The organism is Protofrankia sp. CiP1_Cm_nod4, from assembly GCF_982290645.1.
Genome location: NZ_CEVIVC010000018.1, coordinates 1 through 21,251 on the forward strand (window position 1 = coordinate 1; position 21,251 = coordinate 21,251).

The window sequence follows — 21,251 nt, forward strand, 5'->3', positions numbered from 1 at the left end:
GTGCGGGGGGGTGGCCGGCGGGAGAGCAGGCCGGAGGTCTGCAGGACCCGGAGTTCGATCGCGAGTTCGTGGACCTCCGGCGGCAGCGACCGATGGTTGGCGGCCAGAGCGATCAGGGCGGTCTGTGTCCGGTCGGCGAGGCTGTCCAGGGCGCGCTGGTGCGTACGCATCTGGGCGCGCTCGTCCTGGAGCACGCGCAGGGTCTCCTCCTGCCAGCGCCGGGCACGCATCAGGTCCTCGCTGGCGCTCGCGGCCTGCTGTTCGGCGTCCTCCAGGCGTCCGAGCAGATGGTCCAGCTGTTCCAGCCTCGTTGCAAGTTCCGCGACGAGATCATTGCGGACGGTGTTCAGCGATGGGGTCATCAGGCCGCGCCGTCCTCGTCGTGGATATGAGGGACGGCGGCGCGCTGGCTGCCGGCGCCAGAGGTATGGCCAGGGATGAGGAGCCGACGGCTGCCGCCGAGCGAGGATCGGGAGAACCGCGTAGGGAACGGCCTCCTGTGAAAGCCCGACACGATCCATTACGGTAGCTGACAGCGTGGTCCTCGTGAATCCCGTTGGGGAGGTCATGCCATGGGACAATCGGTACAATACGATCAAATCGTACAATTGGCCGTATGGTCATCCTGGCGCGACCGGCCTGCTATGACTGGCCTGCTATGACTGGCCTGCTATGACTGGCCTGCTATGGCCGGCCCAGTATGACCGTCGATCCGTACGGGTGGTGATTCGTCGCCGGGGCCGGCGAGTGGCGGGGCCGTTCTGATCCGCGCGGCCGGGGTTCGGCAGGCTCGGTTCAGAGCCAGCCGTTCCGTTTGAACGCCCGGTACAGAAAAAAACAGACCGTCACCATCAGGCAGAGGACCGCCGGGTATCCCCAGACCTGGCGCAGTTCGGGCATGTGCTCGAAGTTCATGCCGTAGATACCGGCTATCGCGGTGGGCACCGCGGCGATGGCGACCCAGGCGCTGATACGGCGCATGTCCTCGTTCTGTGCGATGGTGACCTGGGTCAGGGTCGCCTGAAGTATCGAGGAGAGCAGTTCGTCGAACCGGGCGATTCGTGCGGTGACCTCCTCAAGATGGTCGGCGACATCCCGGAAGTACGCCCGGATTCGCGGGTCGATCCCGGTGACGCCGGGCTCGGCCAGCATGCGCAGCGGTGCGTACAGCGGCGTCACGGCGTGCTTGAACTCGAGCACTTCCCGTTTGAGCTGGTAGACCTTGCCGGTGTCGGGCCGCAGCGACCGCTGGAAGACCGACGCCTCGATGGCGTCGATGTCGACCTCTATTTTTTCGGTGACGGCCAGGTAGTCGTCGACGATCTGGTCGCAGATGGCGTGCAGGACGGCCGACGGCCCGTGCCGGAGCACCTGCGGCTGCGTCTCCAGCCTGCTGCGCAGGCTCTGGAGCCCGCCGTGTTCGCCGTGCCGTACGGTGACGACGAAGTCACGGCCGAGGAAGACCATGACCTCCCCGGTGTGCACGATCTCCGATGTCGCCGTCAGCTCCTCGTGATCCACATAGCAGACGGTCTTGAGGACGACGAAAAGCGTCTCCGCGTACTGTTCCATCTTCGGGCGCTGGTGCGCGTTGACGGCATCCTCGACCGCGAGCGGATGCAGCCCGTACACGTCGGCGATGGCGGTCAGCTCGGCCGCGGTCGGCTGGTAGAGGCCGAGCCAGACGAAGCTGTTGCGCTGTTCGCGGGCCGCCCGTAGCGCGTCGACATGGTCGACGGGGCGCGGGTCACGATAGCCGTCCCGGTAGACCTGGCAGGCGACCACCCGTCCCGAGGGAGCCGGGAAAGCTTCCTGATGCCGCCGGCGTCCTTTCGGGTACAGCCGAACCAGGGAGACCCGCCTGGTCACGGCTTCCGCCAGCCAGGCGGTCGTGGTCCCGCGGTCGGCGGGGCCGTGGGGGAGAAGGTGATGCCCGGCATGACGGTCGTCGGAATCGTCACCGAATTTCCGGTCGGTCACATTCGGCTCCTCCTGTCCTCCGGTGCCGGTCATACCGGGGTCCGGACGCTGTCGCGGGCCGCGCGGCCGGGGATGCCGGTGGTGGTGCCGGCGCGGAGGTTTCTGTCACCAGACATGGTCATTTGATTTCTTCCTGCTGGACGTTGTGCCGTCCGGGCGGCCGAAGCCCAGCGGCCCCGTGGACGCTACCGGGGGTACCCGCTGCCTGTCCGGATCATTGTCACAAGTCCGCGCCACCCACCCTGCTACGTCCACCACCGGTGTATCCGATGTGTCCGGCCGGGTATGGGCCATCCTCGTGAACACGGCTTGACCAGTGGACATGATGCGCCGATTCTGGTGTTTCCGGCTCATGAGCCGGCAGGCACGAGGTCGGCGGGCGGTTCGGCCGACCCGGGGGCCGACAGCGGCGCGATCATCTTTTCGCGTCCGGGTTCCTCCCGGATCGGCGACGCCGGGAAGGCCTGGTTTCCGGGGTGTTAGGGGGCGGCGATGACGACCGCGACAGGTTCGGGAGGAGCCCGGACGGGGGACCCGGCGGGAGCCCGGACGGGGAAAATGGGGAAAGAAGCCGGGCTCGACGAGCGGGCCCAGCCGACGGCATCCCTGCTCCGCCTGGTCAGGGCCGCCCATGGGCATGTCGATGACCTTGTCGCTCTGACGTTCTCCGCCGTGGCGGCCCCGGGGGACCCCAGGCGTCCGCTGCGGGCGGCCGACACGGCGGTCGCGGCGATCAGCGCTCACATGTACGCGGTGCAGACCGCCGTCTACCCGGCGGCACGCCGGCACCTTCCGCCGGAGGGCCAGGCGCGGGCCACCGGTCTGCGCCTGGTTGCGCGGGAAACCGAGTCGGTGACACGTGGTATTTCCCAGCATATTCAGGGTGACGTGCACCGGCCGAACGAGTCGATGCGGACGTTGTGCGAACGTCTCGCCGAGCTCGCGGAACGGCATGTGGCTCTCGAGGAGCCCATGCTCGCCGAGCTGGACGAGGCGCTGTCCGAGCAGGAGCGGCGCCGGGCGGTGGCCATGTTCGAACGGTCGGTGCGGCGGGCGCCCACCCGCTCGCATCCGCATCTTCCCCGGACGACCGGCATCGGCGGCCTGATGCTGCGGGCCGCGGGAAGCTGGGATCATGTCCTGGACGCCATGGACGCGCGCGTCGCCGCGGAGACCCCGCCGCGAGCGCCGGTACCCGTGGGGCTGTGGGGCTGGTATCTGCTCGGCCGCCCCGCTCCCGCGCCCCAGCCCGGGCACGCGGCGAGCGGCGGGCGGGGGAACGGCCAGCGGGATGTGGCCCGACCGAAAGGCGGGCGATAGTTCTTGCCGCACGCCGGAGGGTTCACGAGCCGATATACCGGAAGGGCCCGCGGCAGATGTTGTCGGGTGCTCTTCCGGCGCTCATTTCGGATCGTACCTCTGACTGGTGTGGCGGGCGGTGTGCCCGGAAAGGTGCTCAGGGGAGCTGGACGACCTGGGCGGCGTAGACCAGGCCCGCGCCGAAACCTATGAGCAGCGCGAGGCCACCGGACGGTACCTGGCCGCTGGCGAGAATTTCGTCCATCGCGAGCGGAACAGATGCCCCGGAGGTGTTCCCGTGTACTTCGATGTCCCGGGCGACGGTCACCGTCCCGGGCAGGGCGAGCACTCTGCACAACACGTTGATGATGCGGATGTTGGCCTGGTGCGGAATGAACGCGGCGAGATCGTCCGCCGTGACGCCGGCCTCGTCGAGCGCCGCCCGCGCGACGGGCGCCATCTGCCAGGACGCCCAGCGGAAGACCCGCTGGCCCGCCATCCGCATCGTCGGCCAGGGCAGTTCGGGGTTGTCACGCCAGTCCAGATAGGAGCGGTCGTGCGCGATGACGTCCCGGGCGGAGGGATCCGACCCCCACACCACCGGCCCGATGCCCGGCGTCTCGGACGGCCCGACGACAATCGCTCCGGCACCGTCCCCGAACAGGAAAGCGGTGCCCCGGTCATGCGGATCGACGATGTCCGACATGCGCTCGGCGCCTATTACCAGCACATGCCGGGCGCTGCCGGCGAGCACCATGTCGCTGGCGATCGCGAGCCCATGACAGAAACCGGCACAGGCCGCCGATATGTCGAATGCCGTGGCCTTCTCGGCGCCGATCCTGGCGGCCACGTCCGTGGCTACCGATGGCGACTGGGTGACATGGGACATTGTCGCGACCAGGATGCATCCGACATCGGCGATCTCGACACCGGCGCTGGCCAGCGCCTTGCCGGCGGCTGTCGCGGCCATCGCCCCGAGGGATTCCTCGGCGGTCGCGAACCGGCGGCTGCGAATACCGGAGCGGGATTCGATCCACTCGGGTGTGGAGTCCAGCCGTTGGCAGATGTCGGCGTTCGACACCACTGTCATCGGGCGATAGGCACCGACGCCGAGAATACGGCTCCCGGCCGGCCCGGTTCGTTTCCGAATGATTCCGCTCATCGCCGCTCTTCCCGTTCCCCCGTGGGAGATGACTGCTCAGACGATCGCCGTTCTTGGTGGGATGCTTTCCGTGGGGCTGGCCCTCGGGAGCCGCCGGGCCGGTAATCCGGCTGGTCCGGCGGCATCGTCACGGCCGGCCGGGCCGTCTGATGTGGCGGCAACGATCATTTTTTGACGAACACGTGACAACTATGTGTCGAACTCCGCCGGCCATCGCTCTGTCATCCAGTTTCTTTGCCGCTACTCTCTGTTCCAATGCATCTGTGGTGTCGTTTCGGGCATCGTATCGTACCGGCCTGTTGGCGAGGATCGGATGCGACCGCGAGGTGAAACGATGTATCGGATCATTGATACATCGGATCATCCGTAGAGTGAGGGGGGAATCACAAATCGGGTCGCGAGCCGCGGACGGGGCCTATCCGGCCGGAAAACACATGATCGCCACACTTGGTGATCATGTGCTGTCGGCTCAGCCGGCGCGCAGCGCGAGGGTGAGAGCCTCGACCGTCAGCAGCGGCACCAGCCCGGGGTTGTCGGCCAGCCGGCGGCGGCATCCCAGGACGGCTTCCAGCCGGCGCAGCGTCTGCTCGGGGGTAGAGCCCCGGGCCAGCCGCGCGGCCAGCTCATGATGATCGGGATGAATGGCGTCCACCGGCGCGCCGAGCTGTAGGACGAGCACGTCCCGATACCAGCCGGCGAGGTCGACCAGCGCCCGGTCGAGGGAGTCCAGCACCGTCCGCCGGCCGCGGCTTTTCTGCGTCTTCTCCAGCTCCTTGAGCGCGCCGGCGGCTCCCCGGACCGTCATCGCCCGGCCTTTCGCGCCCGGCCTGACCGCCCTGGAACGCTTCGCGGTGCTGCCGGCGGATGTCGCGCCGACACCGAGCGCGGTCTTCAGCGCCTCGGCCTCGGCCTCGTCGCGGATGCTGTTCGCCGCGTCGGCGTCCGCGTTCGCCGCGTTCACCAGGTCCGCCGCGGCGCCGAGGCAGTCACCCGTCCGGCGCAGGCGGGCAGGGATGCGCAGCACCTCGGCCCGCCGGGCCCGAGCCGCCTCGTCGGTCGCGAGCAGGCGGGCCCGGTCGAGATCCCCCTGGCTCGCCGCGGCGGCGAGCCGCGCGGACGCGTCCTCGACACCCTCGAGGGCCAGCGCGACGGCGACGTCCGACGGCCGGGGCAGCCGCAGCGCGACCACCCGGCAGCGGGACCGGATGGTCGGCAGCACGTCGTCCACCGATGGCGCGCACAACAGGAACACCGACCGCTGCGCGGGCTCCTCCAAGGCTTTGAGCAGGGCGTTCGCCGCCTGGTCGGTGAGCCGGTCGGCGTCTTCCAGCAGCAGGATCCGCCAGCGGCCCGAGGTCGGCGCGCTGGCCGCGTCCCGCACCAGCTCCCGGACGTCCTTCACGCCGAGGGACAGGCCCTCCGGGCGGACCGTGCGCAGGTCGGCGGCGGTGTCGGTCAGCACCGTGTGGCATCCCGCGCACTCACCGCATCCGGGGTGGCTGCTCTCGCAGTTCAGCGCGGCGGCGAACGCCCGCGCCGCCGTTGTACGGCCGGCGCCGGTGGGGCCGGTGAACAGCCACGAGTGGGTCATGGCGGTGCGGGCCGCGGCCAGCCCACCGGTATCGGCCGCTCCGGGCGCTCCGGCCGCCGCGGAGAGGGTCTCGATGACCGGCACCTGGCCGACCAGGACGTCCCACACGCTCACCGCGCCATTGTCCGCTCGGCCCGCCACACCACCAACGCTGGGTCGACACCGGGGCGCGGCAGCGGCAGGGCAGCCGGGAAGCGGCGAGGGACGGGAAGCGGCGACGGAGCGGTGGCGAAGAGTGCGCGTAGTGGTGCTGGATCACCTTGACGATTGTCCGGAGGCCGTGGGCAGGCTGTCCGCTGCCCAGGCCGCCGCGGGATCGTCCGTCACGGGATCGTCCGCCGCGTCGGTGGTCTCGGTCCCGGCTCCAGGCGCTGGTGCGTCGCTCTTCTCCGTCTCCCCTGCCGGATCGCCCGGATCGGCGTGATCGGCGGAATCGGCGGAATCAGCCGGGTCGGCGGGCCCGGCCGGGCTGGCTGAGCTGGCCGGGCCCGGTGCCGGCGAGACCGCGGCGCTGTCCGGGGACGCGCGCGTGGGCGTGGGACGGCCAGGTGGCGTGGGACGCACGGGTGCCGCGGTGGGCGGTTCCTCGGACGCGGTGCCGGACGCGGTGCCGGACGCGGCCTGTGGACGGGGGAGGCCCGGGGTGCTGTCCTCGCCCCGGCGCAGATATCCGGTGACGACGTTACGGATCTGGTTGTGCACGGTGTCCGGCGGGTGGTCCGCGTCGAGGACGGCGTACCGGTCCGGCGCGTGCTCGGCGAGCTGGCGGAAGCCGTCCCGGACGCGTTCGTGGAACGACAGCTTCTCGGCCTCGATCCGGTCGACACCGGCCGCCGAGCCGTTTCCGCCGCTCCCAGCGGCCCGGGCCCGGACCCGGGTGAGCCCGGTGCCCGCGGGGACGTCGAGCAGGATCGTGACGTCCGGGAGCAGCGACCGGGTGGCCCACCGCGACAGCATGGCGATGTCGTCCGCGCCGAGCTGGCGCCCGGCGCCCTGGTAGGCGATGGAGGAGTCGATGAACCGGTCGGTGACGACGACCGCGCCGCGGGCCAGCGCGGGCTCGATCACCCGGGAGACGTGCTCGGCGCGGTCCGCGGCGTACAGCAGCGCCTCGGTGCGGGGGTGCAGCCGCGCGGCCGGGTCCAGCAGCAGCTCCCGCAGCTTCACACCCAGCGCCGTCCCGCCGGGCTCCCGGGTGACGACGACCTCGCGGCCGGACGACGCCAGCCACGATCGCAGCCGCTCCACCTGGGTGGACTTGCCGGAGCCCTCACCGCCCTCGACGGCGATGAACAGGCCGGCGTGGCGGGGCCGCTCCGGCGTGGCGCGCCGCCCCAGCAGGGCGTTCCACAGCTCCGGCAGGACCGCGACACCCTTGCGCTCGTCCATCTGCCGGTAGGCGAACAGGCCGACGGCCACCGCGAGCAGACCGCCGCCGAGCAGGACGATCGTGACGCCGTCGGTGCGTACGCGCAGGTGGCCCCACAGATCGAGGTGATGCGAGCCGATGAGCCCGACCAGCCCGGGCGCCACGGCCAGCACCAGGAGCAGGTCGATGCGGACCAGGGACTGGACCAGCGCGAAGGTCCGTCCGCGCAGCTCGTCGCTCACCCCTGCCTGCAGCAGCGTGTAACCGGTGACCCAGGCGATCCCGGCGAACGCGCCCACGAGCACGACCAGGATGCAGGCCAGCACGAGGTTGGGGACGATGGAGACCAGCAGCATGGTCACGCCGGCGGCGGTGACGCTCAGGCCGAACAGGCGGGAGCGGCTGTAGTCGCCGAGCAGCCGCGGCCCGAGCGCCATGCCGGCGGCGAGCCCGACGAACACCGCGCCGAACAGGACACCGTAGGCGGAGTCCCCGCCGCCGAGAAGCTGGACGTAGAGCCGGCCGAGCGCCACCACGCACCCCGCGCCGGCGAAACCGCCGAGAATCCCGACGACCAGGCCGCGGACCATCCTGTCCCGGCTGACGAACCGCAGGCCCTCGGTGATCGACGACCACAGGCCCGGGTTCGCCCCGGCGTCGAGGCGGTCGGCCCGGCCGATGCCGCGCAGCCCGAAGATCACAGCTGCTGACACCAGGAACGTCCCGGCGTTGAAGTACAGCGCGAGATCGAGCGGGGAGGTCCTGAAGAACGACACGCTGGAGCTGAGCGTGCGCGACAGGGTGGCCAGCAGCGAGAAGACCGCGGCGGCCAGCGGCGCCGAACCGTACGTGGTGATCAGGCTCAGGGTGTTCGCCGTGGCGAGCCGCTGCACGGGCACCAGGTTTGGCACGCTGGCGTCCTTGGCCGGGTTCCAGAACAGGCTGACGCACTCGATCAGCAGGGACGCGATCAGCAGCCACGCCAGCGTCCCGGCCAGGGGGATGGAGACGAACAGCCCGAACCGCAGGACGTCCGCGACGACCATCGTCAGCCTGCGGTCGAGCCGGTCGGCGACGACCCCGGCGAGCGGCCCGAAGACCAGCGCCGGCAGCAGCCGGACGATCAGGACGGAGCCGATCGCGTACGCCTTCCCCGAGAAGCCGGCCTGCAGGGAGCTGGCCAGCGCGGTCGTGGCGAGCAGGCCCATCCAGTCGCCGAGGCTGGACAGCGTCAGCGCCAGCCACAGCCGCCGGAACTGCGGTATCCGCAGGACCGCGCGGATGTCTCCCTGGGTACCGCGGTGGGGGTCGGCGGAGCCGGCCGGTGGTGACGGGACCGTCGCGACCGGTGGTCGGCTGGGGGGCCGGCTGGACCACGCCCGCCCGCCCGCCGACGCCGTCGAGGCCGGTGGCCGCGGCGGGTCGTGGGCGCCATCCGGCGGAAGGCCCATCAGCCCGTCCGTCGTGGGCGTGGCGACGAGGTGCCCGGCGTGCCGCCGTCCGTCCCCGTCCCCGTGGCCGTCCCTGTCCCCGTGGCCGTCCCTGTCCCCGTGGCCGGCTGCGCGGCCGTCTTTCTGGCCGTCGTCTTCTTGGCCGTGGACTGCCTGGTGGTCTTGGTGGTCTTGGCGGCCGTGGCCTGCTTGGCCGGCTGCGCCGCCCGCCGCCTGGGCGTGGCCGGGCCGCGGGCCCGCTTCTCCGCGAGCATCTCGGCCGCCCGTTCCGCGGTGAGGGACGCGACGTCGTCGCCCTTGCGCAGGCTCGCGTTGGTCGTGCCGTCGGTGACGTAGGGCCCGAAGCGGCCCTCCCGCAGCACCATGGGGGCGCCCGTGGCGGGATCAGGGCCGAGCTCACGCAGCGGCGGGGTCTCAGCGGCCCGCCGGCGGCCCCGCGTCTTGGGCTGCGCGATCAGCGCCAGCGCCTCGTCCAGCGTCACCGTGAACAGCCGCTCCTCCGACTCCAGCGAGCGGCTTTCCGAGCCCTTCTTGACGTAGGGCCCGTACCGGCCGTTCTGGGCCGTCACCTCCTCCCCATCCTCGGCGGCTCCCAGCGACCGGGGAAGGGTGAGCAGTTTCAGGGCGTCGGCGAGGGTGAGGGCCTCCGGTGTCATCGTGCCCAGCAGGCTCGCCCGGCGCGGCGGATCGTCGTCGGTCGACACGTACGGGCCGAAACGCCCCACCTTGAGGGTGACCGTCGCGCCGCTGTCCGGGTCGGTGCCCAGCGACCGTTCCTCGCTGGGCGCGCCGACCAGCGCCAGCGCCCTGTCCACGGTGAGCTCGTCGGGCGGCAGGTCCTCCGGGACGCTCGCCCGCTCGTCACCGTGCTGGACGTACGGGCCATAGCGGCCGACCCGGATCACCACGGGCTGGTCGTCCGGCGCCACCCCCAGCGGGATCGAGTTGACCTCGCGGGCGTCGATCTCGCCGAGCCGCTCGTTGACCAGGTGCTTGAGCCCGCCGGCGCGGGCGACCCCGCCCTCCTGGCCGGCGTCCGAGCCGAAGTAGAACCGGGTGAGCCAGTCGATCGACGCCGCCGTGCCCGCGGCGATGTCGTCCAGGTCGTCCTCCATCGACGCGGTGAACCGGTAGTCGACCAGCCGCCCGAAGTGCTCCTCGAGGAGGCCGACCACGGCGAACGCGACGAAGCTGGGGATCAGCGCGCTGCCCTTCTTCCACACGTACCCGCGGGCCTGGATCGTCCCGATGATCGACGCATACGTGGACGGGCGGCCGATGCCGAGCTCCTCCAGCGTCTTGACCAGGCTCGCCTCGGTGAAGCGCGGCGGCGGGCTGGTGGTGTGCCCGCGCGGGTTGAGCTCCCGGGTGGTCAGGGTGTCGCCCTCGCGGACGTCCGGCAGCCGCCGCTCCCGGTCGTCCAGCTCGGCGTCGGGGTCGTCCGCGCCCTCGACGTAGGCGCGCAGGAAGCCGGGGAAGGTGATCACCTTCCCCGAGGCCGAGAACTCGGTGTCCTCCCCGGCGCTGGAGACACCGCCGATCCGGATGGTCGCGGACGTGCCGCGGGCGTCGGCCATCTGGCTGGCGACCGTGCGCCGCCAGATCAGCTCGTACAGGCGGTAGCCGTCGGCGTCGGACAACGCCTCGCGTACCTCGCCCGGGGTGCGGAACTGCTCCCCGGCCGGGCGGATCGCCTCGTGCGCCTCCTGGGCGTTCTTGACCTTCTTCGTGTAGACGCGGGGGCGGTCGGGGACGTACTCGGCCCCGTAGAGGGCGCGGGCCTGCTCACGGGCGGCGGCGAGCGCGGTCTCGGACAGGTTCGTCGAGTCCGTCCGCATATAGGTGATATAGCCGTTCTCGTACAGCTTCTGCGCCACCTGCATCGTCCGCTGGCTGGAGAAGTGCAGCTTGCGGCTGGCCTCCTGCTGCAGGGTGGAGGTCATGAACGGCGCGTAGGGGGAGCGGCGGTACGGCTTGGTCTCCACCGAGCGCACCGCGAACGCGGTGTCGGCGAGCCGGCCGGCCAGGGCGTGCGCGGCCTCCTCGTCGAGCCGGACGACGTCGGCGGAGGTGAGCTGCCCCGAGGAGCCGAAGTCGCGCCCGGTGGCCAGCCGCCGGCCGTCGAGCGCGACCAGGTTCGCCGGCAGCGGCGTGGCGTCGGCCCGGCCGGCGACACCGTCGCCGCTGGTGCCGCTGGTGCCGGCACCGCTGGCGTCCCGGCGGGTCAGCAGGCCGAAGACGCCTTCGATGTTCCAGTACTCGGCCGAGGAGAAACGCATCCGGGCGCGTTCGCGCTCCACCAGGATGCGGGTCGCCACGCTCTGTACTCGGCCCGCCGACAGCTTCGGCATGACCTTCTTCCACAGCACGGGGCTGACCTCGTAGCCGTAGAGCCGGTCGAGGATGCGCCGGGTCTCCTGCGCGTCGACAAGGTGCTCGTCGATCTCACGGGTGTTGTCCACCGCCCGCCGGATCGCCTGCTCGGTGATCTCGTGGAAGACCATCCGCTTCACCGGCACCGTCGGCTTCAGCGTCTGCAGCAGGTGCCAGGCGATGGCCTCGCCCTCGCGGTCCTCGTCTGTTGCCAGGTAGAGCTCGCTGGCTTCCTTCGCCAGCGCCTTGAGCTTGCTGACCTGGGACTTCTTGTCGGGCGTGACCACGTAGAGCGGCTTGAAGCCGTTGTCGACGTCCACCCCGAGACGGGCCCACGGCTTGCCCTTGTGGGCGTCGGGGACGTCGGCGGCGCTCTGCGGCAGGTCCCGGATGTGTCCGATGCTGGACTCGACCCGCCAGCCGGAGCCGAGATACCCGGCGATGGTCTTCGCCTTGGCCGGCGACTCGACGATCACGAGCCGGACGCCGGTGCCGCTCGCGGCCGGCGATGACGTACCGGCACGGCTACCGCGAGTGGCGGCGCGCGTGGTACGTACGGCGCGCTCGCGGGACACGGCGCCATTGCCAGCCGTGATGCCGGCCGTGTTGCCGGCCGTGATGGCGTCCGTATCGGGCCCGGCAGCGATGTCGCCGGCCGCGGGCTCGACGACCGGCGACGATGACCCGGCGCTCGACCGGCGCGTCTCGCTGTTTGTCGACTTCGTGCGCGGGGGCACTTCTCTCCTCGTTGCAGGGGGCAGTTCGGTTTCGGCGTTGCGGCCTGCGTGCGTTGCAGCCTGTATATGTTTGCAGCCCGTATATCCCGTATATGTTGCGCCCGGTGTGGGCTGTGGCGTGCGTGGCGGGTGGTTAACGGTGCGGATGAGCCTGCCGCCGGTGCGAGAACCCCCTCCCGGGGCACCCGTCACGGCGCGCCTCGGGCGGCGGTCCTCCTGCCGACAGTAGGTCGGCGCGTACCGGTGTGTCAGCTCCCGGTCCGCGATCCACCCGGTGTCCGCTCGCGGACACCGGAGCAGACCGTACGCCGTGCCGCGCCCGCGGGTGCACCCGTACCCGGCCGGCCGGAGCCGAGAGAAGCTTCTGCGCCTCCAGTTGATTGCTCTGTGTAGCTGGCATCGTGTCGGCGTCGCCGCGCCGCTGGGGTCGTGTCACCGACATGTCACTGGTATCGAGTCTCCGATGGCGGCATGGCTGACACGGACGTCATCGACGGCCGGTGGCGCCGGTGGATGGCCCGTCATCGGCGGCGCTGTCACACGCCGGCCTTCGTCCTGCCGGCCGGGCGCTGCTCGGCTACCGGGGGCGCGACGGTGAGCGCGGAAGCTCGCCGCCTGGAGTAGACGATCACGGCGACGATCGCCGCGACGGCCACCAGTGCTATCGCTATCCGTAGCGGCGTGTTTTCGTCGTCACCGACCGAGTACTTCACCACCGAAGGCGCGATCAAGAGGCTGACCAGGTTCATCACCTTGATCAAAGGGTTGATCGACGGCCCGGCGGTGTCCTTGAAGGGGTCACCGACGGTGTCCCCGATGACGGTCGCCGCATGCGTGTCCGACCCTTTGCCGCCGTAGTTGCCGTCCTCGACGAGCTTCTTCGCGTTGTCCCAGGCGCCACCGGAGTTGGCGAGGAAGACCGCCATGAGGACGCCGCCGGCGATCGCCCCGGCAAGGTAGGCACCCAGCGGCGGGTAGCCCAGCCCGAAACCGACCGCGATCGGGGCGAGCACCGCCAGCGTCCCCGGGGTGATCAGTTCTCGCAGTGAGTCACGGGTGCAGATGTCGACGACGGCACCGTAGTCGGGCCGTTCCGTCCCGTCCATGATGCCGGGCTTCGTCCGGAACTGGTTGCGCACCTCGAGCACGACCCGGCCGGCGGTACGCCCAACCGCGTTGATCGCGAGCCCGGAGAACAGGAACACGACCGCGGCGCCGATGACCAGCCCGACCAGGGCGTCGGGATAGGCGATGTCGAGTGTGCGGGACAACGCCACGGTCCGGCCGGCGTCGACGAGCGCTTCGTTCACGGTGTCCGTGAACGACCCGAACAAGGCGGTGGCGGCCAGTACCGCGGTGGCGATCGCGATGCCCTTCGTGATCGCCTTGGTGGTGTTCCCGACGGCGTCGAGGGAGGTGAGGATCGCGGCCCCGGTCTTGGCGCCGGTCGCTTCCGCATCGCCTGGCGCGCCTGCCGGGCCCGCCGCGCCCGCCGCGCCGGTCGTCCCGGTGGCGTCGGTGGCCCCGGACATCGTGGCCCCGGACATCTCGGCGATGCCCTGGGCGTTGTCGCTGACCGGCCCGAAAGTGTCCATCGAGACGATGACGCCGACCGTCGTCAGCAGACCGGTGCCGGCCAGCGCCACGGCGAACAGCGCGACGGTGACGCTCCCGGACCCGAGCAGATACGCACCGAAGACGGCCGCACTGATGAGCAGCGCCGAGTAGACAGCCGATTCCAGGCCGACCCCGATGCCGGAGAGGATGTTGGTTGCGGGGCCGGTGGTGGACGCTTTCACGATGTCCTGGACCGGTCTGCGGCTGGTCTCGGTGAAGTAGCCGGTGAGCAGCTGGATCGCCGCGGCCAGCACGATGCCGATCAGGACCGCAGTGATCGCGATGAGCCGTGGGTCACCGCTCTGGCTACTGTCCGCCATCCCGGGGAATCCGGAGAAGCTGCTGGGAAGGTAGACGAGCGAGACGATGACGACGCCGATGGCGGAGATCACCGCGGACAGGAAGAACCCCCGGTTGATCGCTGCCATGCCGCTGCGGTCACCCGCGCGCGGTGCGACCGAGAGGATGCCGACGATCGCGGTGAGCACGCCGACAGCCGGGATCAGCAGCGGGAAGATCAGCCCGTTCTCGCCGAACGCCTTCACGCCGAGGATCAGTGCGGCCACCAGCGTCACGGCGTAGGACTCGAACAGGTCCGCGGCCATCCCGGCGCAGTCGCCGACATTGTCCCCGACGTTGTCGGCGATGGTGGCCGCGTTGCGCGGATCGTCCTCGGGGATGCCCTGTTCGATCTTGCCGACGAGGTCGGCGCCGACGTCCGCCGCCTTGGTGAAGATGCCGCCGCCGACCCGCATGAACATCGCGAGCAGCGCCGCGCCGAACCCGAACCCCTCCAGGACCTGCGGGGCCGTGTCCCGGAAGGCGAGTACCACGACCGCCGCGCCGAGCAGGCCCAGGCCGACGGTGAACATCCCGACCACACCCCCGGTGCGGAAGGCGATCCGCATGGCAGCGCGTTCCCCGGCCCGGATGGCCGCGGCCGCGGTCCGGGAGTTCGCCCGGGTGGCCAGCGACATGCCGACGAAGCCGACCAACGCGGAGAAGACGGCTCCGAGGACGAAGAAGAGCGACCGGCCGACCCGGGAGGCGGTGGATTCCGCGGGCAGCAGCAGCAGCACGAACGGGATCACGAGCACGAAACCGGCCACCGTGGTGAACTGCCGGCGCAGGTAGGCCGCGGCTCCTTCCTGGACGGCGCGAGCGACCTCGACCATTCGTGGGTTTCCCGGGTCGGCCGCGAGCACCTCGCGGGCCAGGTAGCCGGCCACCACCAGCGCCAGCGCCGCCACGGCCGCCACCCCGGCGACCAGTCCGATCTGACCTGCGCCAAGTTCGATGGCGGCACCGCCGGGACTCGTACCCGCCGCGGCTTGGATCAGGACCATGGGCCCTCCCGGTCAGGTCTGTGCACCCTCCGCGCCCACCCCGTGCCGGTTGTGGGAGCCGGCGGGCGGGCGCGGCCGGACATCGCATCTGACGACGTCGTCGAGGTTGCCGCTGCGGCGTGGGAGGGCGCCGAGTCGGCGTGGGCCGGCGAAGCGGGTGCGACGCCGGCATGACTGCCAGCCGGGACGGATCCGGGCGGCCGCCCGTCCCACCGTCGCGCCATCGTGCGGCGACCAACGCGTTGGTCCGCGTTCTCCCGATTCTCCGTTCGGTACCACGGGGAGCACTCCAGACATCGCGCACGCGGTCTGATCGACCGAGTGATGCGGCAGTCTATCCACACGGCCGTAACATGCGCTCGTTCTTTCGTTGACAAGACCTGGTCAAAATTGTGCTTTGGGGGATATTCCGTGGATGTTTGGGGTCCTTGTTCACTCCGACAGCCGGCCTTCGGCCTGCTCCGTCCGTGTCGTCCGGTCCGAACTGGCGGGTAGGCGCTGGTGCGTCGACGTGTCCGGTGTCGCGACGCGTCGGGCTGCGATGTGCTGGTGGCGATGGCCGGCGTACGGCCGCCACCACGGAGCCCGCGGCGCCCGGAGCGGCGTCGGCGTGCCGGCTACCGGCGGGAGACCGCCGGCCGCTGGAGGCGGGGGCGGCGTCGGCGTGCCGGCGGCATGCCGTCTGAGATCAGAGAGCCATGACCGGTGTGGCCGGTTTCTCCTGTGCTGGTTTCATTGCCCAGCGCATCGTGACGATCATGCCGGCTCGGTCGGTCCGCGTGGTAATGGTGAAGTCGTCGACCAGGCCCTCGATCAGGGCGAGACCGATCCCCGGGACCGCCGGGGAGCACACCTCCTCCTCGTCCGGCCGCCAGATGCCGCCCGCGGACGCGACCGGGCTGACAGCCGTGGGCTCGGTGACAGGCGAACGGGTGACCACAGGCCCGGCGACGGCTGACCGGGCGGCCATCGGCTGGGCAGCCAGCGGGCCGGCAGCCACCGGCTCGGTAGCCATCGACTCGGCAGCCACCGGCCCGGTGACAGCGGGCGGGGGCGGGGAAGCGGATGCGGTCACCGTACGACGGCTGCCGGGTGATCCAGGCGTGTCGGTCCGTCCATGGCCGTTCATGGGCGAGGCATCGTGACCCCAGGACGAGGCATCGCATCCCATAGGTGACACAGGCGAGGCAGCGCGTTCCCGCGGCCCGCGGTCGGCCACCGACACCGTGAACGAACCATCGCCGTCACTGACCCGGACGATCACGGGAGCCTGCGGGTCGAACCGGCGGTTGACGCTGACGGCTCGGGCACATGCCTCGCCGACCGCAAGTTTGATCTCGTCAAGGATCTCCTCCGGCACGCCCGAACGCCGGCTGACCGCGGCTGCGATCATCCGGGCCGTTCGGACGTGTCCGGGAAGAGCCGCGAAGCGCAACTCGACGGTGGACATACGTCGATGACCTGTCTCTCGATGGAACTGGCCACCCGGCGGCCCGTGGGCCTGAGCCCGGCGGATTCCCCGGATCGGCTTCCAGGCACGCTGTGCCGCTCCGGCGGGAACCTCGGATACGGCAGGAGCTCTGGACGCGAAAGAATCATGATCGCGCTGCCTCTGGTTCTTCAGTCCTTGGCGGCAAGTGCTTCCTCGACAGACGCGTGGATCGGGAAGACCTTCGTCAGGCCGGTGATCCGGAAGATTTTCAGAATCCGTTCCTGGGTGCAGACGAGCCGCAGCGTCCCCTCGTGAGCCCGGACCCGCTTGAGGCCGCCGACAAGCACCCCGAGACCGGTCGAGTCGAGGAACTCGACCCCTTCCATGTCGACGACGAGATGGTACGAACCGCCCGATACGAGATCGATCAGTTGTTCCCGCAGCTTCGGGGCAGTGTAGACGTCAATCTCGCCGCCTACGACGACGATCGTGAAGTCCCCTTCCGTGCGGGTAGTGAGGGACAGGTCCACAGGTCCTCCTTGCGTCTGCTTCACAGCCGTCCGGCCGGACGGCCGACATCACGGCGGCACTACCCTCCCACGCCCGGATCAATCCGGCTCGCCGCGACACAGCAGGCTACCCATGCGCCACAGGGGTTCGCAGACGCGATCTCCGGTGGCGCCCGGTTCGTGCCCCGCCGGCCCCGCCGGCCCCGCCGGCCGCCGAACCTCGCGGCCGCCTGCCGCAGGTGAGCGAATCCTGCCGGGACCAGGGCATCCGTCCGGCATCCTCGCCTACGCTGGGCCACCGTGGACACAATCTCGGTCCAGACGAGCGCACCGGAGCCGGGTGCGCCGGATCGCGGTGCGGCTGTTCTCGACCGGTTGCGGGCAGACGCCCGTCGCAGCTGTTGCGTCACACATGTGGAGCGTGTCCCGGCCAGAGCCGGCACCAGAGCGCCCTGGCCCGCCTGGGCGGATCCCGTACTCGTCTCCCGGCTGCGCGCCGCCGGTATCGACGCGCCGTGGACACATCAGGCGCGTGCCGCCGAACATGCTCACGCCGGCCGCAGTGTAGTGCTCGCGACAGGTACGGCGTCGGGTAAATCACTGGGATATCTCATGCCGGTGCTCAGCGTCCTGCTCGCCGAGCCGTCCGCTCGCGCATTCTATCTCGCCCCCACCAAGGCGCTGGCCAACGACCAGCTCCGCGCGGTTCGCGCGCTCACCCTGACCGGCGTACGCGCCGCCACATACGACGGTGACACGCCCGGGTACGAACGCGACTGGGTCCGTGCCCATGCCACGTTCGTGCTGACCAGCCCCGACATGCTGCACCAGGGCATCCTGCCTTCCCATCGGCGGTGGGCCGCCTTCCTCCGGGGCCTTCGGTACGTGGTGGTCGACGAGTGCCACGGTTATCGGGGTGTCTTCGGTTCCCATGTCGCGCACGTCCTGCGGAGGCTACGGCGGGTGTGCGCCCGGTACGGTGCGACGCCGGTGTTCATCCTGGCCTCGGCGACGGTGTCGGAGCCGGCGGATGCCGCCAGCCGCCTGACCGGGCTCGACGTGCAGGCGGTCGAGGAGGACGCCTCCCCCAGAGGCGCGATGAGCTTCGCACTGTACGAACCACCCCTGTCGTACCCATGGCAGGCGCACGCGTGGCAGGCGTCCTCCTCGTTCGCCTCCTCGTCCGAGCCATCGGCCCGGCCGTCGTCCGCTCCGCCGGCTCCGTCGCGTCCCGCCCCGGCCGTCTCCGGGCCGCTCTCCGCCGGCCCGACCGCCTCCGAAGCGGTTTCCAGCGGGCCGGTCGCTCCCGCAGCAGCGGAGTCCGCATCGTCCCAACCAGTGGGAACACCGGCTGGACAGGTGCCGGGGGCGCTCACGGCCGTCGCGGCGCAGCCACCGGAACCTCCGGTTCACGGCCCTGGCGGCGTAGCGGTCCGTCGTTCGGCGACCGCCGAGGCAGCGGGCCTGCTTGCGGATCTTGTAGCTGACGGCGTGCGCACGCTCGTCTTCGTGCGGTCGCGCAGGGCCGCGGAAGTGATCGCGCAGTCGGCGCGCAGGGCGTTGTCCGAGGTGTCGGCGGACCTCGCGGAGCGGGTCGCGGCCTACCGCGCCGGCTACCTGCCCGAAGAACGCCGGGCGTTGGAGGCGGACCTGAGGTCGGGGCGGCTGCTCGGCGTCGCCGCGACGAACGCGCTCGAACTGGGCGTCGACATCACCGGGCTGGACGCGACCGTGATCACCGGCTACCCGGGCACGCTGGCCTCGCTCTGGCAGCAGGCAGGCCGGGCCGGTCGGGACGGGGCGGGCGCCCTCGCCGTCCTGGTCGCCCGTGACGACCCTCTCGACACGTATCTCGTGCATCATCCCGAGGCCGTGTTCGGCCGGCCGGTCGAGGCGACCGTGCTCGATCCCGACAATCCCTACGTGCTCGGCCCGCATCTGGAGTACGCGGCCGCGGAACTGCCGCTGACCGAAGCCGATCTCGATCTTTTCGGGCCGCTGGCCCGTCCCACGGTCGACGACCTGGTACGCCGCGGCCGGCTGAGGCGACGGCCCGCGGGCTGGTACTGGACACACCGTCACCGCCCGGACGTGGACATCCGCGGTGTCAGCGGACAGCCGGTACGGATCGTCGAGGCGTCCACCGGCCGCCTGCTCGGCACGGTGGACGCCGCCACGTCGCACTCGACGGTGCACCGCGGCGCCGTCTACCTGCACCAGGGCAGCTCCTACCTGGTCATCGAGCTCGATCTGGACGCGGCGGTCGCGTTCGTGGAGGCAGCCACGCCGGACTGGACGACAGTGGCCCGGGAGGACACCGACATCCGGGTGGTGGAGTCGATCCGCTCCCGTACCGCCGGCGATGTCGAGCTCCATCTGGGAACGGTCGAGGTCAGCAGCCAGGTCGTGTCCTACCAGCGGCGCCAGGCCGGCAGCGGGCGAGTGGTCGGCGATGATCCGCTGGATCTTCCCGCGCGGCATCTGCGCACGCGGGCGGTCTGGTACACGGTGACCGAGGAGCTGCTGGTCGAGGCGGAGATCGACGACGACGCCGTCCCCGGCGCCGTCCACGCGGCCGAGCACGCGGCGATCGGCATCCTCCCGCTGTTCGCGACCTGCGACCGGTGGGACATCGGGGGAGTGTCGAGCGCGCTGCACCCGGACACCTCCCGCACCACGGTGTTCGTCTATGACGGCTATCCGGGCGGCGCGGGTTTTGCCGAGCGCGGCTTTCTGCGCGGCGGGCCGTGGCTGCGCGCGACCCGGGACGTGATAGCGGCCTGCGAGTGTACGGCCGGCTGCCCGTCGTGCGTGCAGTCGCCGAAGTGCGGGAACGGCAACGAGCCCCTGGACAAGCCGGCTGCCCGCCGGCTGCTCGACGCCGTCCTGCGCCGGCTCGATCCGAGCTGATCGGGCAGCCGGTGGGCGCACCGGCACCGCGGTGATGGTGGCCGTCGACGATGCCGGCGGTGCGCTTCCCACATCGTGCCTTCCTCCGTTGTGGCCTTCTTCGCCGAGGGTGCGCCTTCCCTCGCTGAGGGCGCTGTTCGTCGGGCCGGCGCGGGCCCTGGCGACGAGCGGCCCCAGGGCGGCGAGTGCTCCTGGGAGCTCGACGGCCACCGCGACCTCGACGGTGTCCCCCGAGATCGTGCAGGACTGTAGACGGCCGTGGTTTGCAAGCCCGATGGCGCGTGCCCGCGCGCACATGGATGCCTGGTCGCCAGTGGGATCACCCGCGGCCGCGAGCGCCGCCATATCCGCCGCGCCCGCGGCCCGCCCGCGGCAGACAGCGGTTGCCGAGACCGCCAGAGCGACGCCGGTGAACGTCCCCAGCACCAGGAACGTGGAAAGCGTGAGTATGGTGGCCGAACCCGCGTCCGTGCTGCCGGAGGCGTCCCGCGCGTCCAGCTCACCGGCCAGCCGAAGAGTGCTTCCGGCGGGCTGGCGAGCCCGGTGCGGACATATTTTGTACAGCCATCTGTGGCGCATATGTGGATTTCTTTCCGTATTCAGTTGCCGCCGGTCGTGAAGTTCTGCGGGACGTTTTCCGCCGCCTCCGCGGGCGCGGTGGATGACATGGTGATTTCGATCGTCGGGGCAATCCTTTCCAGCACCCCGGTGGCCCGGGCCTGAAATCTGACCTGGACGACGACGGAATCCGTGGCCCGGCTGACGGAAACCGTGGAGCCCTGGGGCGCGGCCCGCCCGGCCCAGGCGCGGACCACCTCGTCGGTTTCCCCGCGGGCGGCGGCCCGGGCGCCGATGCGCGCCGCTTCCGCGCACTGCGCCCGCACCGACACGGCGCCGACGACCCAGACCGCGATCAGCAGGACAAGGATCAGGGACGGTATCGCAACCGCCAGTTCGGCTGTTGCCTGGCCGCCATCGGAGGTTCTTCGTCCCTGGCCACGGCCCATGCCGTGACCAGGGCTCCTCGGGCCACGCACTGGCTCGGCCCGCCTGTCAGAAGGGGACGGACAGCGCCTGCTTGACCAGATTGGCAAGCATCGTCCTGGTCGCCGAACTGTTGATCACCGCGTACAGGACGGCGGCGAACCCGACCGCGGCGACCGTGCCGACCGCGTACTCGGCGGTCGACATTCCCGCGTCGCCGCTTCTGCTGGACCGGGCTGTGGCCGACACCGCCTGGGCGCTGGTCAGCTGCCGGCGCGAGGCATCGGTCCTCACCTGTGTGAACGCGACGATCAGCAGTATCGTCCACCGGATGACGGAAGAAGGGATAGCGGGAGGAATTCTGGATGATCGGTACGGGGTCATGGCAGGCGGCCTCCAGTTCGGTTACCGGCATGCGGTGGATGCCTGCTCGCAGGCGGGGTGGGGACTTCTGCTTCCTTGATGATGAGGTGTTGACGGTGATTCCGGCG

General features: G+C 70.9%; 14 protein-coding genes and 2 pseudogenes. 3 read left to right on the plus strand and 13 right to left on the minus strand.

Features of this window, described 5'->3' with window-relative positions; translation table 11 throughout:
• Together AC5LSR_RS05860 and corA are read right to left on the minus strand one after the other, a co-directional pair.
• A partial coding sequence (locus AC5LSR_RS05860) for a hypothetical protein (protein ID WP_493468232.1) occupies positions 1-362 on the minus strand: 362 nt, incomplete at its 3' end.
• A 433-nt stretch (positions 363-795) separates the two neighbouring features.
• The gene (gene corA / locus AC5LSR_RS05865; protein ID WP_250284836.1) at positions 796-1,980 is read right to left on the minus strand and encodes a magnesium/cobalt transporter CorA; all 1,185 of its coding nucleotides are present in this window, start codon (positions 1,978-1,980) and stop codon (positions 796-798) included.
• A 558-nt stretch (positions 1,981-2,538) separates the two neighbouring features.
• Here corA and AC5LSR_RS05870 point away from each other — a divergent pair.
• The gene (locus AC5LSR_RS05870) at positions 2,539-3,300 is read left to right on the plus strand and encodes a hemerythrin domain-containing protein (RefSeq protein ID WP_250284839.1); all 762 of its coding nucleotides are present in this window, start codon (positions 2,539-2,541) and stop codon (positions 3,298-3,300) included.
• A gap of 136 nt (positions 3,301-3,436) precedes the next feature.
• Here AC5LSR_RS05870 and AC5LSR_RS05875 read toward each other — a convergent pair whose 3' ends face one another.
• From AC5LSR_RS05875 to AC5LSR_RS05910, 8 genes and pseudogenes are all read right to left on the minus strand, one after another.
• Positions 3,437-4,441 carry a beta-ketoacyl-ACP synthase III gene (locus tag AC5LSR_RS05875; protein ID WP_250284840.1) on the minus strand — a complete coding sequence of 335 codons (1,005 nt, stop codon included), beginning with the start codon at positions 4,439-4,441 and terminating at the stop codon, positions 3,437-3,439.
• Between the two features lie 469 nt (positions 4,442-4,910).
• Positions 4,911-6,146 carry a DNA polymerase III subunit delta' gene (locus tag AC5LSR_RS05880; protein ID WP_250284841.1) on the minus strand — a complete coding sequence of 412 codons (1,236 nt, stop codon included), beginning with the start codon at positions 6,144-6,146 and terminating at the stop codon, positions 4,911-4,913.
• 141 nt (positions 6,147-6,287) lie between these two features.
• On the minus strand, positions 6,288-8,852 hold the full coding sequence (gene tmk / locus AC5LSR_RS05885; protein ID WP_493468233.1) for a dTMP kinase: 2,565 nt from the start codon (positions 8,850-8,852) through the stop codon (positions 6,288-6,290).
• Positions 8,852-11,962: a type I DNA topoisomerase gene (gene topA / locus AC5LSR_RS05890; RefSeq protein WP_250284843.1), complete on the minus strand. Its 3,111-nt coding sequence runs from the start codon at positions 11,960-11,962 to the stop codon at positions 8,852-8,854. Before topA ends, tmk begins: the two co-directional genes overlap by 1 nt.
• 536 nt (positions 11,963-12,498) lie before the next feature.
• The gene (locus AC5LSR_RS05895; RefSeq protein WP_493464528.1) at positions 12,499-14,925 is read right to left on the minus strand and encodes a sodium-translocating pyrophosphatase; all 2,427 of its coding nucleotides are present in this window, start codon (positions 14,923-14,925) and stop codon (positions 12,499-12,501) included.
• A gap of 688 nt (positions 14,926-15,613) precedes the next feature.
• Positions 15,614-16,000, minus strand: a complete 387-nt coding sequence (locus AC5LSR_RS05900; RefSeq protein WP_493464530.1) for a hypothetical protein — start codon at positions 15,998-16,000, stop codon at positions 15,614-15,616.
• Positions 16,001-16,075: 75 nt separating this feature from the next.
• Positions 16,076-16,375 (minus strand): annotated as a pseudogene (locus AC5LSR_RS05905) (ATP-binding protein); the annotation flags it as partial.
• A gap of 170 nt (positions 16,376-16,545) precedes the next feature.
• Positions 16,546-16,887 carry an STAS domain-containing protein gene (locus AC5LSR_RS05910; protein WP_013875449.1) on the minus strand — a complete coding sequence of 114 codons (342 nt, stop codon included), beginning with the start codon at positions 16,885-16,887 and terminating at the stop codon, positions 16,546-16,548.
• Positions 16,888-17,175: 288 nt separating this feature from the next.
• Here AC5LSR_RS05910 and AC5LSR_RS05915 point away from each other — a divergent pair, with 288 nt between their 5' ends.
• The gene (locus tag AC5LSR_RS05915; protein WP_250292875.1) at positions 17,176-19,776 is read left to right on the plus strand and encodes a DEAD/DEAH box helicase; all 2,601 of its coding nucleotides are present in this window, start codon (positions 17,176-17,178) and stop codon (positions 19,774-19,776) included.
• 153 nt (positions 19,777-19,929) lie between these two features.
• Here AC5LSR_RS05915 and AC5LSR_RS05920 read toward each other — a convergent pair.
• The 3 genes and pseudogenes from AC5LSR_RS05920 to AC5LSR_RS05930 form a co-directional block, all read right to left on the minus strand.
• Positions 19,930-20,355: pseudogene (locus AC5LSR_RS05920) on the minus strand (Rv3654c family TadE-like protein); the annotation flags it as partial.
• 20 nt (positions 20,356-20,375) lie between these two features.
• On the minus strand, positions 20,376-20,783 hold the full coding sequence (locus AC5LSR_RS05925; RefSeq protein WP_250287032.1) for a TadE family type IV pilus minor pilin: 408 nt from the start codon (positions 20,781-20,783) through the stop codon (positions 20,376-20,378).
• A gap of 46 nt (positions 20,784-20,829) precedes the next feature.
• A complete protein-coding gene (locus AC5LSR_RS05930) occupies positions 20,830-21,054 on the minus strand; it encodes a DUF4244 domain-containing protein (protein WP_445548813.1) in 225 nt (74 codons plus the stop codon).
• Between AC5LSR_RS05930 and AC5LSR_RS05935 the strand changes: the two genes are divergently transcribed.
• Positions 20,999-21,223, plus strand: coding sequence for a hypothetical protein (locus AC5LSR_RS05935; protein WP_250287034.1), 225 nt, complete (start codon positions 20,999-21,001; stop codon positions 21,221-21,223). The genes AC5LSR_RS05930 and AC5LSR_RS05935 overlap by 56 nt on opposite strands.
• Positions 21,224-21,251: the final 28 nt, after the last annotated feature.

Bases quoted from the DNA above. Each gene is read 5' to 3' on its own strand.
- AC5LSR_RS05870 (WP_250284839.1), top strand. From the start codon at position 2,539: ATGGGGAAAGAAGCCGGGCTCGACGAGCGGGCCCAGCCGACGGCATCC.
- AC5LSR_RS05875 (WP_250284840.1), bottom strand. From the start codon at position 4,441: ATGAGCGGAATCATTCGGAAACGAACCGGGCCGGCCGGGAGCCGTATT.
- tmk (WP_493468233.1), bottom strand. From the start codon at position 8,852: ATGGGCCTTCCGCCGGATGGCGCCCACGACCCGCCGCGGCCACCGGCC.
- AC5LSR_RS05895 (WP_493464528.1), bottom strand. From the start codon at position 14,925: ATGGTCCTGATCCAAGCCGCGGCGGGTACGAGTCCCGGCGGTGCCGCC.
- AC5LSR_RS05925 (WP_250287032.1), bottom strand. From the start codon at position 20,783: ATGGGCCGTGGCCAGGGACGAAGAACCTCCGATGGCGGCCAGGCAACA.